Genomic DNA, 16,134 nt, shown 5'->3' with positions numbered 1-16,134 from the left:
GTTTAAAAGTGAGGGATGCTTATTGATATAGTCATAAAAATAACCATCCGTTTTTTATGTGTAATATTCAGGATGGCGTTAATTAAACGTCGATAAATTCAGCTGGTGGCCAAACAACAATAAATTATCGTTTAGCCAGTAGTTGTGTTCGGCCAGTATTACACGTTCGAATAATGGCAAATAAATCATTTGAACTTAAGACATCAACCTTCAACGTTAATGGATCATTGTTGATGAGTAGGTAGGGTGACAATAAGCTGTCATTCATTGTTTTATTTATTTTTTGTACTGAGACTAAATCAATGGTGCCAGATATAGAAAAGAACAGTGATTGAGAAGGGCCTGCCTCACCTCTAAACCGTAGAACAATCGGGTCGGGCATGTTGTCATCTTGAACCGACATCAGGTGCAGAACCTTGTTGTTACTTATTTTGGTGAGCCCATCGGTACGTAACACATTCCCATCGAGTATGAGGTCTACCACGCTATGTTGGTAACGGTGCTCTTCTTGCGGTGGAGAGTTAGGAATACTCCATATACCAACCAATAGAGCTAACGCGGAAAATAGAGCAACAAATGGCATCATAATTGGCCTCTCTCTAGGAATAACGCTATCTCGCTACTCGCACGATCTAATTGCGTGGGGGTGTAAAAGATATTGACGGACTGGCGTGTTTCTTTATTGAGTATTGAAAGCTCAGAGTAGTCTGGTTCTTCGCTGATGTATGCCACGCAATCACATTGATATTTATAGAGAATGGCTTCTAGTTCAGGACTCATCGCCATTTCAGACTCTTGGAACACTTGAACCTGACCAACCCACTGCTCATTGAGTCGGTTGACTGAGTTGATATCGCCAAGGCTTCTGTCGTGCACCTTAGCAAAAGCCAATAGCGCTGATGCCAATAGCAAACAACCGGTTGTGAAGTAACACAGTCTATTTTTGTGTGATCTGATTTGCTGGTGACCAGGCGAAGTTGGTTTAGGTATAGGTGCATGGCTACTTGCAATAGAGGCCGCAATACCGCTGTTATCGAGTGGAACTTGATCGCTCACTGGAGTCAGCGGAATTGTGGTTCCGCTTTGTGGTTGCGACTCGATAAAGACGTAATCATCGATAAGCCGGTAACCAACCTTTGGCACCGTCACGATTGGCGTCTCTTTGATGCCGAGCTTAACGAATCCTTGGCGGAGTAAACTAATGCATTTCGCAAGTGATGTATCACCAATGAATTCGCTTCCCCATGCGAAACTAATGATCTCTTGCTTGTTCACAATCTCAGGTGAGTTTTTAAGTAATAACTCTAAAACGCGAGTCTCACGATATCCTATTTTAATAGAACGTTCGTCGTTATAAATACGGTTTTTAATTGGGTCGAATCTGATCATATAGCCAACGTTTTATTTTTATTATAATTCTCTCAACAATGTAGATGACTATAAACTGACTATTATATGAATTAAAGTCACATGTTTTATTCTGGTGTTTTTTTGTGTGGTTGAAACAAAATGCTATTTACTCGTTTATGACAAAAACACGGACATTTATACATAATCTGTTAAATATAAGTAATATCTAATTAAGGTGTTGGTTTTATTAGTGGCTTTTTTATTAGCGTTTTATCAGGTGTTTTAATTCGCACAGCGGCCTAATTAATATCATTTTATATGTAAGGGTATAAGTGTTGGTCATGATTTTTTCAGTTTAATGTTTGAATAAATATAAAAAAGCCCGCATTTTAATGCGGGCTGTATTCAACCAATTCAGGTTACGCTTTAACGGTTTCACAATCACTTGAAGAAGTTAAAGGTTTGAAGAAGAGCTTTGTTTCTTCGATGACGACGCGACGTAGCAAGATCAGGCCGATTAGGTTTGGAATTGCCATTAGGCCGTTCACGATATCAGCCATCAGCCAGATCATATCGAGCTTTAAGAATGCACCAGAAGCAACCAACGCAATGAAGATGATCTTGTAAGGCAGAACCGCTTTAGTACCCAGTAAGAAAACAACACAGCGCTCACCGTAGTAGTTCCAACCTAAAATCGTGGTAAATGCAAAGAAGATTAAGCCAACAGAAACCAGCATAGGGCCAAGCGTGTCTGCATTCAAACCGACAGCGAATGCATGAGTGGTCATCGCAGCACCAGAAAGGTCAGTTTGCCAAGCGCCCGTTAAGATAAGCGCCAAACCTGTCATCGTACAGATGATGATGGTATCGAAGAAGGTACCGGTCATAGAGACAAGCCCTTGCTTCACGCACGAGTCTGTTTTTGCTGCTGCTGCCGCCATTGGTGCGCTACCTAGGCCTGATTCGTTCGAGAATACACCACGAGCGATACCTGATTGGATAGCAAGCATGATGCTCGCACCAAAGAAACCACCGGTTGCTGCCGTGTTGGTAAACGCAGAGGTCACAACAAGGGTAATGGCATTGAGTAGTTGGTCTGCATTTGAAACCAGCACGCTTAAACACGCGACGATATACATGATTGCCATGGTAGGCACGACTTTTCCTGCGACCTTAGCGATAGATTGAATGCCACCAAGGGTGACCACTGCCACCAATATCGTAAGAACGACAGCAGACATTTCACGAGAAGCACCAAATGAAATTTCAGTTGCGTCTAAGATAGCGTTAACTTGTGGGAAGGTACCAATACCGAAGCAGGCAACCCCCAAAGCGAACACAGCGAACATCACCGCTAAAACTCTTGAACCGACACCGTATTGCAAGTAATACATTGGGCCGCCAACCATTTCGCCATTGCTATCGGTTCTACGGTATTTAACAGCAAGTAGACATTCTGCGTATTTGGTCGCCATACCAAAGACAGCGGCAAGCCACATCCAGAATAGGGCACCAGGGCCACCAATCTTGATTGCGGTCGCTACACCTACGATATTACCTGTACCAATTGTTGCGGAAAGTGCAGTACACAAAGCGGCGAAGCTTGATACGTCACCCGTGCCGGATTTGTCTTTGCTGAACACCATTTTTAGCGCAGTTGGAAGGTGTCTAAACTGGAGTAAGCCTAAACGAAAAGTGAAGTAAACACCGGTGCCAACTAATAGGATAAGTAGCGGTGGTCCCCAAACGAATTGGTTGATGGTTTGAAGTGTAGCTTGTAGATGGTTCATAGTTTCCCCTTAATAAATTAAAAATTTAAGGAGAAGAGGGAAGGCAGTGCAGATCACAGGGATCGATAGCACTACTTAATACATACGGATTTCTAGATAGAATTCTTTTGTTAATTAAGGCTGTTGCTTTCCACTCCTCTGTCCTTTTGCCTGAGAGTTTCACTTAGCGAATCACTTATAGATAAGTAACGGGCACTAAGCTTGCTCCTTCGGCGACCGATCTAACGGTTCTCTCCAGAGGTTCCTCCAACGACAGTCCTCACTTTTCTGGATTTCTCCAGCATAAAGCGCCTGAAAGATTTACTTCTTCGGCGGGTTAATCTAACTAAATGTTAAAATTTAGTTAAAAACCACTCTCCTGCAGTCTTCATCGGAACAATTACCTAAATAATTAGGTAATCTGTAGGCGTATCCTAGATCATATAAAATGTGATGTCAGCTACAAAATATCTGTTTGCTCAAATGTTGTTCAACTAAATGATCAAACAACGAGTCTCTGACGTAACTTGCTTATTTAAATGGTATAAAATAGAGAAACAAGGAGGAGTTATGACTCGATTAATAGCGATTGTTTTTTTATTGGCTTTGGCATTTGTGCTGTTTCGTTACCGGACAAACGAAAAACTGCAAAAATGGGTAGTGATTGTTATCGTTAGCAGCTTCCTTTTGTATACTGCCAGTCTGATGATTTCGGAGTTAACTCGTTAAATCTGTCTGTGAGCAGATAGGATGAACGTGTTAGCAAAGCTCAAGTGCTTCTGACTTGAGCGATAGGTTTAACTGAACCTACAGTATCAGTATCAGTATCAGTATCAGTGCCAGTATTGGTATCAGTGCCAGTGCCAGTGCCAGTGCCAGTGACCGCGTAACGTTAAACATATTTTTGGGAGTCCCCGCTAGTGAACCAGCAATCTGGACAAAGCGAACAAGATGAAGTGGTTGTTATTGAAGAACGCGATAAGCGCAGTCAGCTTTATATCGGCATTGCTGCGGTTATAGGTTTAGCTCTGGGTGGCTTAATCGGTTCAACAGTGACGGCTTCGAAGTGGGAGTCCACTTATCAGGTACTCGAAACTCGTTATCAAGAATTGCGCGATAGTAAAACCGAATTGATGACGTCAGTTGAAGCTAAAGTGGCAAAGGTCGATACCGAGATCGATGCAAAAGTAGAAGCCGCTTTAGTGAAACAGACGGAAGCGCATCAAAAAGAACTGAAAGATTTAGAAAAGCAATCTGCCGTTTTAGAAAAAGCGAATTATTCATTAGAGCAACAGCTTAATGAGCAGAAGCAAACACTAGAAGAAACTCAACAAAACAATCAAAAGCTGAATCGTCAAGCTGACATGCAATCGACCCTTTTTGAACGTTCACGTGAAGTCTTCCGAAAAGAATTACAGATATCTCAAGAGCTTGAGAAACTTGAGAAAGAAAGAGACGAGCTTGAACAGAGCCTTGGTTCATTGAAAAAGGCGTGTGACGTTTTCTTAGATGGCACATCGTGGGATGCGAAATCTGACGCTTGTGAGAAGCAAGATAACGCGAACTCTCGACTGAGTGATATCAGACAAATGATTGAAGTTCACACCATGGATCTCAAGCAGATCAAAACGCTCACTGAAGAGATGGGTCTATAAGCCGAAGGCTTTGCCAACCTAAAGTTAGTTTCACAGTAAATATCGAAACGCCCACATCACACACGTGATGTGGGCGTTTTGCGTTTTCTCGGGAGCATAGAACCGGTGCTTTCTCATTAATGATTATTTAAGTGTTTTCACTGTTTACTTAGATATTTGTGAGTAGTTACGTATATCCATAATGATATGTTACTTGTTGTCTATTAAATGACTTTGCATACATCTTTTCAGTTCAGAGTCGCTGCATAATAGGGGTGTTCAGGATGAACATGCAGTCGATTGCCAACTCGCATTTGACTGCTTTTACGACAGACAGGAATGGAGTGATGCCAGAGTATCTTTGTGAGAACTGCACCATAGCTTATTGTTTCGATGATTGTTGTTCGCCATTAGCGCAAAAAGAGATGATCGAAGTAGAAGAGTTGGTTCGTCGTGTCGACGTTGAACACGATAGTGAAAAGAGTGAGCAAGGCATTGAGGATAGCAACTAGCCTAACTATTCAGACATAAAAAATCCCTACGAGCTAAGCAATAGCCAATAGGGATTTTAGATATGTTGCAGTACTGTTCTCGCTTTCTCAAGCAAAGGGTATTACAAAAATTTTTAGAACAGTGTTATTAACGACAATCGATAAGCTATTTATCGTAAGTCTTGATTTCGCCTGATTTCACACGAGCAACAAATGATTGCAGTTCTTTCTTCACAACAGGCATTAAGAAGTACAGACCAAGAATGTTGAAGATAGACATCGCAAAGATAGCCGCATCAGAGAAGTCGATTACCGCGCCAAACTGAATCGTTGCACCAATAACAACAAACACACAGAACATCACTTTGAAAATCAGTTCCGTTGTTTTACCTTCACCAAATAGGTAAGTCCAAGCCTTAAGACCGTAGTACGACCAAGAAATCATTGTTGAAAACGCAAACATGATTACCGCGAGAGCGAGTGTGTATTTAAACACTTCTGCAGTTTCAGTAAACGATGCAGCAGTCAGTGTCACACCTGTTAAACCTGTTCCATCGAATGGACCTACGTTTAAACCAGCGATAGTGATGACCAATGCTGTCATTGTACAAATGATTACCGTATCAACGAATGGTTCTAATAGTGATACAAGACCTTCCGTGATTGGTTCTTTTGTTTTTACGGCTGAGTGAGCGATTGCTGCTGAACCTACACCGGCTTCGTTTGAGAACGTAGCACGTTTCAGACCTTGGATTAACGCACCAATAAATCCACCAACCACACCTTCACCGGTAAATGCACCTGTAAAGATTGCACTGAACGCAGGACCCACTTGATCAAGGTTAGAACCGATAACAATCAGAGCCATACCGATATACAGAGCAGCCATCCAAGGAACAACTTTTTCTGTTACCGATGCAATAGAAGGCATACCACCAACAATAACGGAAAACACTAAGGTAGCGAGTACAAACCCTGTGATAACACCGTATTCACTAGGTACATCAAATGCGTAAGTGAGCATGGCATGTGCTTGGTTCGCTTGGAACATGTTACCGCCGCCCAATGCACCTAAAATACACATTAACGCAAAACCAATAGCAAGGACTTTACCTAGTCCGCCTAAACCTCTTTCACCCAAGCCTTGGCTCAAGTAGTACATTGGACCACCCGAAACGACACCTGAAGGTAAAATGGTTCGGTATTTCACACCTAGGGTACACTCACAGAACTTAGAGGCCATACCCAGAAGGCCACACAAGATCATCCAGAATGTTGCGCCAGGGCCACCAATCGCGAGTGCAGCACCTACACCTGCAATATTACCCAGTCCGACAGTTCCGGAAAGCGCTGTTGTTAACGCTTGAAAGTGAGAAACTTCGCCATCTTCTTTGGAATTAGGGTCGGTATACTTACCTTTGATAATGTCTATCGCCATACCAACACGTTTAAATTGAACAAAGCCAAAATAAACAGTGAAGATAATCGCAGCGAGCAAGAGCCAACCAACAATAATTGGGAAGTTTGCTTCACCAAGCGGAACACTTTTAAAGATTAATCCAACGAACCACCCTGTGTAGTCATTGAAAAAACCATCTTACTGATACCTTGGCTAAATGATCCTTCTTCTGCAAATGCACTGGAACTAAACAATAATATAAACCCAAAAAATAATTCACGTATGTTTTTCATGGTTTTCCCTGTCTTTTTATTAAATTATGTTTGCTACTGTTGTGTTTGTTTTCTATTTGATTTTTATATTTTAGTGATTTATCTACTTCATTTGACGGCAACACAAACGGCTGTATCTAAGTCTAAAAACGAAATAAAGATAAGTACTGATCTTGTTTTATATGGATATCCTTTTGGTATGTGGACCAATAAGACTATGGCATTCGGTCAGCTAAGTCCTACTGATAATCCTATACATAAAAATAATACCAACAAAGAAATTTTTACAATAAATTTACATTTGTTCGGGTTTTGTCATTGTTTTGGAATAAGTCGACGGTTTTTTTCTTGTAAATGGCATATGCAGTCGCAGCTATAGCAACTGGTGCATTTCGTTATGTAGGCGTTTTTATCCTTGCTTAAAACGCTTTTTATTAAACCTTGAGTCGTGATTTTGTAATCAAAGCGATCTAAGTTGGAGAGCGATGGAAGAAGGGGCCTGTGAGCGACAGATAATAATGAGACAGGCAGATAATAGTGAGATTGACGGATAATATAACGAGAATGGAATCCAATAGGGAAATAGGCGATTTTGAATATCTAATATGTTCTTGGCGGTTTTAAACGTTCGATATTGAAGATGTCATCGGATCTGAGGCATTAAAAAAGCCCTTTATCAGAGCTTTTTAATGGTTTTCGATGAGCTAAACAGCTCAATGATTGTTGCTATTGTTCGTACTCGTACTATTGATAACGATGCTTTTACTCGATTTGTGGTAGAGCTTGAGTGCCAGCAACGAACCCCAAAGCAGAACTTGTCCCCATAATAGCGTCCATTGAGGTGCTATTTCTTGCCAAGACGCGCCCATTTGATTAAGCGCTAAGAAACCTTGGATAGCTGGAGTACTTGGGAAGAGCTGCGACAACAAGACTAACCATTGAGGCATCATTTCAACGGGCCAGATAAACCCAGATGAGAAGATCAGTGGCATTGAACTGATTAACACCACTACAGTGACCAGTTCTCTTCTTGGTACTAACTCACCAATAAATATCCCGATCAAACAACTGGCTAATAAGAAGGGCAACAGCAACGTCAAAATTTGTGTTGTTGAGGCGAGCAGGTTAATTCCATACATCGAAAAGCTTGCGCCGAAATAGTACATGGACAACAAGTAATAAATGCCCACTAAAGTACAACAGCGAGCAAGCATCAGTTTCGCGGGAGAAGTTTTGCTCCAATAGCCAAACGTTGATTGAGCGTTTTGTGTTGCGCCAACCAAACCAGAAGCCATGGCTAAGGTTTGTTGCAGGATCAACACAAATACCGCGGGAACCACGTAATCGATGTATCCCATGCGACTATTGAAGGTTGGTTTTAGGTTCAAGCTGAACGCGCTGTAGCCTTTGGCAGCCGATTCTAACGGCACACCTTCAACCAACAAGTGACTGACCTTAACTTGCGCGGCTAACGTGCCTCCAGCCTTAGCAAGTCCTTCAACAATGGTTCCGTACACCAAGAAGTAAGAGGCATCACCGGCATAAGAGAGCGTTGGGCTTTTACCAAGAAGTAAGTCTTTATAGAAATCTTCTGGGATGACGATAAACCCGCCAATCTCTTGGTCAAGAACGGCTTGTTTCGCATCTTCAATAGTAGAATCTCGACGCACTAAGTCGATTTGAGACGTGGCATCGACCATTCGTTCTAATTGGTAGCTGCTTTGACTCTTGTCCAAGTTCACAACCGAAGCTTTCAATTGTTCAGGTACTTGGTTTGCGTAAGGCAGCGGATATAAGAATGAATAGAAGACCACACCGCCGAACACGGTGAGCAATACAACGGGATTACGCAGAACGGCTAAGAGTTCTTGCTTGAGCAGTTGAGTAAAGCTCATTGTTTTACTCCTTGTTGTTCTGATGCTTCTGGCTGTGTTGACGGCGTTGTTTTTGCAGATAAAGCTGCTTTTGCTGAAATAGCTGCTTTTGCAGATAGAGCCGCTTGTGCAGATAGATCTGCTTGCGCCAAGTGCTTCTTAATCAACAACATCACCACGAAAGCAGGAACTGCGTACCACAACATAGAGGAGAGGCTGATTAGCGAGTGTGCGGCACTCACGCCATAGCTGGATTGTGCTGTCTGTACTTCAATGTAGTGGCTCACTGGCAGTAAGCTTCTCCAAACTTGAGCCGCCGTGTTCATGTCGGTTACTGGGAAGGTGATTCCCATGAAAGCGAAACTTGGCGCGGTGAAAGCACCCGCGAAACTCATGGCTCTAGCTGGGTCAAGCGTTAAGAAGAAAAACAAACAACCCATGATGATGCAACTGATGACAGTGAGCAGCTGGGCGATAGTCAGTGCCGTAAAGCTACCATTGAATGGCCAATCTAATAGGCCATAGAACCAAAAACTAAAGGCAACACCAAACGCCAAAAATAGTGCAACATAAGGCGTTAATGTTGATGTCAGTGACTTGATAGGAGAGTTCGATAACCACGCTTTCAAACCGCGAGCTCGTACGTTTGCAGTCAATACTAAGATCGTACCGACCACAATCATGATCTGCCATAAAGCAGGAATAACGGCTGATACCAAGAACTGCGCATAACTGGTGTTCTTATTAAACAATGGCGTGATCTGGCTTTGCACCGTGACCGCTTGCCCCAATGCCGATTGCACTGTGGTATCACCGTGTGAAAGCTGTTTAACCACTTCGAGTTGCGCGTTAAACGTGCCTTGAGCCTGCAACAGAGCCGAGTTCACCAGTTTGCCGATTAAGATAAATTGACTGTTATAGAACACGGAAACTTGCGGGTTTAACCCTAGGTAAATATCTCGGTCAAAGTGTCTAGGGATGACGACATAGCCGTAGATATCGCGTTCAATCATTGCCTTAGCGGCTTCGCTCGCCGAACTGTATTTCTGGCTCACTTGCAGCGTCGGTGAAGCATCAACTAAACGCGTGAACTGTTGCGAAATTTGGCTATGTTCAAGGTCAACTACCGCAACAGGTAAATCACGGGCGATGCCTTGTGAAAAAATTAACCAAATACTGGCAGCAAGAAGCAAGGGAATCCAAGTTAGGCACGACAACAACCACTTGTCTTTGCGGACAATCGCCCACTGCCTAAGCAAGGCACTCTTCACTCTATGATGCTCAGGTGATTGCGAGACTTTAGATTGCAAGTCTCTAGATTGCGAGTCTCTAGGTTGAAAGTTAGCAGACATAAGTCACCTAAAGCTCAACCACAAGGCTCATACCCATGCGCAATGTTTCGTCAGTATCGACAGGGCGTGCTTCTACTTCGAATGTACGTAAGTCAAAGCCTTGTGCTGCATCTGTTGAACGCCAAGTCGCAAAATCACCCATGACGGCAATATGAGTGACTTTAAAGATCAGTGATTTGTCTAGAGCAGGGAGGTAGGCTTCAAATTGCGTGCCTTTCTCGAAATGCTTTAACATATCTTCGCGAACGTTGAGTACCGCCCATGCGTCTTGAGTATCGATAACAGTGACAACAGGGAAGCCTTGTGGGGCTAACTCACCGCTGCTCAGTAACACTTGAGCCACTTCACCGCTAAACCAGCTGTGGATCTGAGTGTCTTTTGCGTACGCTTCTACTTCTGCCACGGCACCGGCTGCCATCAATGCTTTTTGAGCCGCTGCGACTTTGGTTTCATCACGAGCGCCTTCTTGTGCTAATTGGTACATTTGGAAAGCGGCACTTTCTGTGTATTTCGCTGCTTGCCACTGTGTTTTGGCTTCGTCACGTTTTTGCTCGGCAACCACACCGTCGTTGTAAAGGTTATTGACGCGTTGGTAGGTTTTGTTCATGAGGTCAGCGGCAGCTTTGGCTTTCAACCATTGGTCTTTAGCGGCTTGGATCTGTTGACTACGCGCGCCATTCTCGGCTTCTTTAGCCAATGCACCTGCGGCTTTCTGTCCTGCTTTTGCTTGTTCTAGCTTCGCATCAATTTCAGGGCTAAGAAGAGAGAAGATCAATTCGCCTTTCTCTACAGAATCGCCTTTACGTACAAAGACTTGGTCTATTCGGCCTGGTACTTTAGAAGAGATGCTGTATTGCTGGGCATCGATCTGGCCTTGAAGCTTAACCGGTTGAGGTTGATACGCTTGGTAAAAACTGTATCCGACCCAGCCAATAATGCCGATACCAACTAAAGATAGAAGAAGGGGCTTAATAGGTTTCATGAATTATCCTTTTGACTGGCTAGCGGTGTCTGTTTTTGAATCGAAACCAGACGGAACAGAAGAAGTTAAGTAACTCGAATAAGCGTTCATTTCGCTGGTTAGCGCCAAAAGCTTGTTGAGAGAGATTAGGTATTTGAATCGTGCAGCAGATTGTTGAGTTTTGATGCTCGCAAGATAAAGCTCTGCATCAACCACTTCTAACGAGTTAGAAAGCCCTTGAGTGAACGCCTTTTTACGAAGCGATAGATTCTCTTCAGCCAAAGACAGGCTTGAATTGAGGCCTTGAACCTCTTCAATCGCTTGGTTTGCTTCAAGATAAGTCTTTTGAACCAACACGGTTAAGTCTTGCTTAGCTTGAGATTTAAGGAATTTAACCTGTGACACCGCGCTGTGAGCCGCTGCGACTTTGTCTGAGCGACCAGAAGTATCGATAAGCGGTACGTTCACACCAATGCCGACTAACCAATCTGGTTTCATTTCACTGGCTAGCGAATCGTCTTCATACAGGCTGTAATCACCGTAAAGGTAAACCTCTGGGTAGTACTTGCCTTTTTCTGCCTTAATTAAGCTGCTTGCTTGTTTCTCTTTAGCATCCAGAATCTTAAGGCCGGGGTAGGTCATGAGTGTTTGATCAATGAACACATCCATATGAGGGAGGTTCTTATTGATAAACAATTGTTCTGAGGGTTCAACACTTTGGCTTTGGCCTAGTATTTGAGTCAATGCTAACTGAGCAATCTTGAGGTCGTTCTGAGCTTTAGTACGCTCAACAACGGCTTTATCTAAAGAAGCATCCGCTTGTAGACGCTCTACTCGTGCGATTTGCCCTTGCTGCTCCAGCTTGATCGCGAAATCACGGTGCTGAGTTAACCCTGCTTCAACGGCTTGACGTGTTTTCACAACGTCTTCCGCTAAGATCACCGAGAAGTAGTATTTGCTTAGGTCTTCGTAGCGAGCTTGTCTTTCCATCAACAGCTGGCTCTGCGCTTCTTCACTTTTACCTTCAGCTGCACTTTGTGCTGCGGTAATTCGACCGCCCGTAAATATCGGCCAAACCGCACGAATGGAAGAACTGAAGATGTCTTGTTCGGTAATCGTTGAGGTGACACCGCCAAGAGATGAAGCTACCCCAGGGAACGCGGCTCCAATAGCAGACAAACTAGCTGGGACATTACTTAAGCTATCTGACAGTTGTTGACCGCTAACTGTCACGTCACTATCAAGATGAGTGTAGTTAGCACCTAAGGTCACAGAAGGAAGATTAAGGCTTCCGGTTGCGTTTTGAAGATGTTGATAACGCTTAACATTGGCTTGTTGAGCGGCAAGAGAGTTGTTGTTCTCTTGCAATATTTGCCACGCTTCAGGAAAGGTCAGCGGAGCAGCGTAACTAGGCGAACTGATAGTACCGATAAGAATACTGGCAATCGCAAGGCATCGGAATTTTGGTTTGGTCATTTGAACTCATTACCAGATTAGAGTATTAACTCTAATGTTAACAGGGGGATCATCGTTTGTCTTGAACAGATTCTCTCACAGGAACAGAAACTCTCATAACTCGTTAATTATATGTAATAAAGTACGTGATGCAGGTATTAAAGATTAATGAGACGAAAAGAGCACGACAAAGCGTGCTCTTTTCGTTCAGTATAGAAGTGTTTATTGCAAAGTGAAGGGTGCTATTTGAAGCTTGGGCAATGGTGGTCGGCACGCCACACCAATTGTCTTGAACCTTGCATGGTTTGTAATAAATCTCTACCTGACATTTGCGGGAAAGCTAACAACACTTTTAGATCGAGCGGGGAAGTCTCGTTCTTCTCATAAGCTCTAACATGAGTAAAAGTAGATTGTAAGTTTCTGAACAACATAGCCTTAGTAAGGCAGATTCCAAAATTATCGCGTTTCATTGCCTGGTTTCCTTTTCAACAATGTTTATACGTTATGTTTTTTATCCTGTTTAAATTCGACAGTGCCACTCTTGGTATCAGTGGTTCGTATTCGGTGTTATTCCCTATTAACACTTGAGCATCTTCACCTAGCGTTAGATGAGAATGGGGAGGAGAGCTTGCCCATCCACACAACGTTTAAGTCTAGTGATTCAAAACTGCTCATACTGACAAGTGCATTATTGGAGTGATTGTTGCTGACCTGTTAACCGATTTGGCTCGGTTACAAAGCTGTTTTGAAAATGCGACTCATCACTCACCATCGACGAATTTGTTCATATGCAACCATTATAATTGTATTTATTTTAAACAACCTAAAAAACACCTAAAAGCTTAGTGATCTAGCTCAATATTTATTCGTTTATTTATCTTATTAAGCTAATCCGTTCTAAAAATGAGCGATCGATTGGGCTGCATAACGTAAAGCAATATCAATTAATAACATGCTCAATTATTTAGTTGAGTAACAGTCACAAATTCATACAAGCAAAAAGGCCATAAGATTAACTTGGTGTTAACATTGTTCGCTAAGCACTAGGGACGGTCTTATATGAAATGGAGTAATATCAGTTTCCGAAAAAGGTTACTGATTATCATGACGGTAACTGGCCTCGTTGAACTTCTGATTCTTTCAGCAGCAGGTTTTTATTACATCAAACAATCTCAAGAACAAGAGATGGGTTTGAAGGCTTTGGGTGTTGCAGAGTTTCTTTCTGAATCACCACGCGTTATCCAACTTATTCAAAAGAACAATGCTATGTCCGATGGCAAACCTTACGTTCTTACTACTCAGATTCAAGATAAATACCGAGGTCTTACTAAGCTCATTGGAGCGGCCTTTATTGTGGTTGGTGATGAAAAGGGCATTCGACTGATACACCCTTACGATGACAGGCTTGGAAAGCCTATGCGTGGTGGTGACAATCAGAAGGCTTTGGTGTTGGGTGAGTCTTATGTTTCGACGGCTAAAGGATCGCTCGGTTTCTCCGTCCGTGGTAAATCTGCCGTAAAAGACCAAAACGGTAATGTGATTGGCGTGGTCTCGGTGGGTTATCTACTGGATTCTCTCCAAGACAGAATTGAACCTTATTTAGCCTTTTTGATCGTTATGGCATTGCTGGTGGTTGCGGTTAATGCGGTGATTTCAAGCTATGTGTCTCGTCGTTTTCAACGCGCTATTTTGGGCTTTGAGCCAGAAGAGATTGGCCGCTTATACGTAGAACTTGATGTGACCATGAGTACCGTGAAAGAGGGCATTTTAAGTATCGATAAGAACGGTATTTTGCGCTCAATAAACAAAAGCGCTTGCGATATTTTGTCTATAGATAGAGATAAAGCGCTCAATCAACAACGTCTATCAGATGTGTTGGTGGGCAGTGACTTAGAGCAGTTGTTATCGACTGGCGATACCGATCACGACGTTGAGCTGTACTTGAACAATAAGCGAATCATTGCTAACCGCAGCCCAATTATAGTGGCGGGTGAAGTGGTCGGCGCGGTGTCCAGTTTCCGATTACGAGATGAGATAAACGATTTAACCGATCAGCTTTCTCAAACTAAAGAGTATGCAGACTTACTTCGTTCGCAAACGCATGAACATCAAAACAAGCTCAATACGATCAGTGGCTTGATTCAAATGGGTGAGTTGGACTCGGTTCAACAGCTGATTGGTCAAGAAACCGCTCATTACCAGAGCTTAATTGAGTTCTTAAGAGAGACGGTGAAAGATCCACTGATCGCGGGCATGCTTTTAGGCAAAACAGAACGAGCACGAGAGATTGGTTTAGAGCTTAAAGTTGAAGAGGGCTCAAGGCTTGAGGCATTGCCAGCTTGGTTAAACGCTGAAGATGTCGTGACGATCCTTGGCAACCTTATCGATAACGCTTTTGATGCCACCATGATGGCGATTAAACAAGAAGGACAAATTGCACCAGCTCGCCGCGTAATCGATGTGTCGATCAGCGATTTTGGCAATGAAATCATTGTGGAAGTCGAAGATAAGGGGTGTGGTCTACCAAAGCACTTGGCAACCAATGCACTTACCGAAAAAGGCGTATCGAGCAAAGCGAAGCAGAACCGAGGTGTTGGTTTGTATCTTATTAAGCAACTTGCTGACCGTTATCAAGGGCAACTAGAAATGATTGATAACCCTGATTTTGGGTCACGCATGACGGTGTATTTGCCGAAAGAAGAACAATAATAATTGAGCACGGAGCGATCGAGTGAAGATCAACGTGACAGGAATACAATGGTTAAAGGAAGAGCATAAATGAACGCAATCACGAGAGTCATGGTCATTGAAGATGATATTGCGATTGCAGAGCTTCACCATCGTTATTTAGAACAGATGGGAGGCTTTGATGTGGTCGGGATTGCGACCACACAGTCTGAAGCGTTAATGCAGTTAGATATCTTAAAACCTGATTTAGTTTTATTGGATGTGTATCTGCCAGACGGATGCGGACTTGATATTTTGAACCACGTTCGCGGCAGTAATCAGGGCTGTGATGTGATTTTGATTACCGCAGCTCGAGACGTCGATACCCTGCAACAGGCGATGCGCGGTGGAGTCGTCGACTATCTACTCAAACCTGTGATGTTTCCTCGTTTGGAAGCGGCACTGAAAAAGTATCAGTCGCAACAGCAAGAGTTTGAAAGTGTATCGGATCTTAACCAAGGTTTGGTCGACAAGATGCTGCAAGCGAATGCTAAGGCTGACTCTCGAAAGGTCTCTACGTTACCGAAAGGGATCGATGGCGTAACGCTTGATAAAATTAGAGCCATTTTTCAACAAGCCGACATCGCTGATATTACCGCAGATGAGGCGGGTGAACGTATTGGGGCGAGCCGAACCACGGCCAGACGCTACCTAGAATTTTTGATTACTACCGGCGAGTTAGTAGCAGACTTAAACTATGGCACTGTAGGTCGACCGGAACGTTGCTACAACAAGCCGAGAAAGTAGTCGCGCGCAACAAACGTGACTTCCACAAGACAGATAACACAAACACAACCCCGTAAATTTTTAACTGTAAAACAAGTTGAATAAGAACGGTCTACTTTTTAAG

13 protein-coding genes, 1 pseudogene and 1 riboswitch are annotated in these 16,134 nt (G+C 43.2%); of the genes and pseudogenes, 5 read left to right on the top strand and 9 right to left on the bottom strand.

Translation table 11 applies throughout. From position 1 onward, the window contains the following. Positions 1-124 precede the first annotated feature (124 nt). The 3 genes from QUF19_RS09585 to QUF19_RS09575 form a co-directional block, all read right to left on the bottom strand. Positions 125-586, bottom strand: coding sequence for a hypothetical protein (locus tag QUF19_RS09585; RefSeq protein ID WP_102277954.1), 462 nt, complete (start codon positions 584-586; stop codon positions 125-127). Next, entirely contained in the window at positions 583-1,389 is an 807-nt protein-coding gene (locus QUF19_RS09580; protein ID WP_286292099.1) for a winged helix-turn-helix domain-containing protein, read from the bottom strand. Before QUF19_RS09580 ends, QUF19_RS09585 begins: the two co-directional genes overlap by 4 nt. Before the next feature lie 380 nt (positions 1,390-1,769). Continuing rightward, positions 1,770-3,140, bottom strand: a complete 1,371-nt coding sequence (locus QUF19_RS09575) for an alanine/glycine:cation symporter family protein (RefSeq protein WP_286292096.1) — start codon at positions 3,138-3,140, stop codon at positions 1,770-1,772. Positions 3,141-3,268: 128 nt separating this feature from the next. Beyond that, positions 3,269-3,388, bottom strand: a riboswitch (glycine riboswitch). 301 nt (positions 3,389-3,689) lie between these two features. Here QUF19_RS09575 and QUF19_RS09570 point away from each other — a divergent pair. From QUF19_RS09570 to QUF19_RS09560, 3 genes are all read left to right on the top strand, one after another. Continuing rightward, on the top strand, positions 3,690-3,848 hold the full coding sequence (locus QUF19_RS09570) for a hypothetical protein (RefSeq protein ID WP_004733573.1): 159 nt from the start codon (positions 3,690-3,692) through the stop codon (positions 3,846-3,848). Between the two features lie 191 nt (positions 3,849-4,039). Next, complete coding sequence (locus QUF19_RS09565) at positions 4,040-4,774, top strand: chromosome partitioning protein ParA (protein WP_286292092.1); 735 nt, start codon at positions 4,040-4,042, stop codon at positions 4,772-4,774. A gap of 263 nt (positions 4,775-5,037) precedes the next feature. Further along, entirely contained in the window at positions 5,038-5,265 is a 228-nt protein-coding gene (locus QUF19_RS09560) for a hypothetical protein (protein WP_286298920.1), read from the top strand. Positions 5,266-5,410: 145 nt separating this feature from the next. Here the strand turns inward: QUF19_RS09560 and QUF19_RS09555 are convergent. The 6 genes and pseudogenes from QUF19_RS09555 to QUF19_RS09530 form a co-directional block, all read right to left on the bottom strand. Continuing rightward, positions 5,411-6,936: pseudogene (locus QUF19_RS09555) on the bottom strand (alanine/glycine:cation symporter family protein). Positions 6,937-7,628: 692 nt separating this feature from the next. After that, positions 7,629-8,810: an ABC transporter permease gene (locus tag QUF19_RS09550; protein ID WP_286292090.1), complete on the bottom strand. Its 1,182-nt coding sequence runs from the start codon at positions 8,808-8,810 to the stop codon at positions 7,629-7,631. Continuing rightward, complete coding sequence (locus QUF19_RS09545) at positions 8,807-10,141, bottom strand: ABC transporter permease (protein ID WP_286292087.1); 1,335 nt, start codon at positions 10,139-10,141, stop codon at positions 8,807-8,809. The genes QUF19_RS09550 and QUF19_RS09545 overlap by 4 nt, the downstream gene beginning before the upstream one ends. A 7-nt stretch (positions 10,142-10,148) precedes the next feature. Next, entirely contained in the window at positions 10,149-11,123 is a 975-nt protein-coding gene (locus tag QUF19_RS09540) for an HlyD family secretion protein (RefSeq protein WP_286292086.1), read from the bottom strand. Positions 11,124-11,126: 3 nt separating this feature from the next. Beyond that, positions 11,127-12,578, bottom strand: a complete 1,452-nt coding sequence (locus QUF19_RS09535) for a TolC family protein (protein ID WP_286292082.1) — start codon at positions 12,576-12,578, stop codon at positions 11,127-11,129. Positions 12,579-12,799: 221 nt separating this feature from the next. Then, complete coding sequence (locus tag QUF19_RS09530; protein WP_102435127.1) at positions 12,800-13,027, bottom strand: hypothetical protein; 228 nt, start codon at positions 13,025-13,027, stop codon at positions 12,800-12,802. A 589-nt stretch (positions 13,028-13,616) separates the two neighbouring features. Here QUF19_RS09530 and QUF19_RS09525 point away from each other — a divergent pair. Beyond that, positions 13,617-15,266, top strand: a complete 1,650-nt coding sequence (locus tag QUF19_RS09525) for an ATP-binding protein (protein WP_434784907.1) — start codon at positions 13,617-13,619, stop codon at positions 15,264-15,266. A gap of 69 nt (positions 15,267-15,335) precedes the next feature. Continuing rightward, a complete protein-coding gene (locus QUF19_RS09520; RefSeq protein WP_017108183.1) occupies positions 15,336-16,031 on the top strand; it encodes a response regulator in 696 nt (231 codons plus the stop codon). Positions 16,032-16,134: the final 103 nt, after the last annotated feature.

This window comes from Vibrio sp. FE10, from assembly GCF_030297155.1.
Classification (GTDB): Bacteria; Pseudomonadota; Gammaproteobacteria; order Enterobacterales; family Vibrionaceae; genus Vibrio; species Vibrio apostichopi.
Note: the sequence above shows the minus strand (reverse complement) of the source record. Positions and strands in the feature narration are given on the sequence as shown.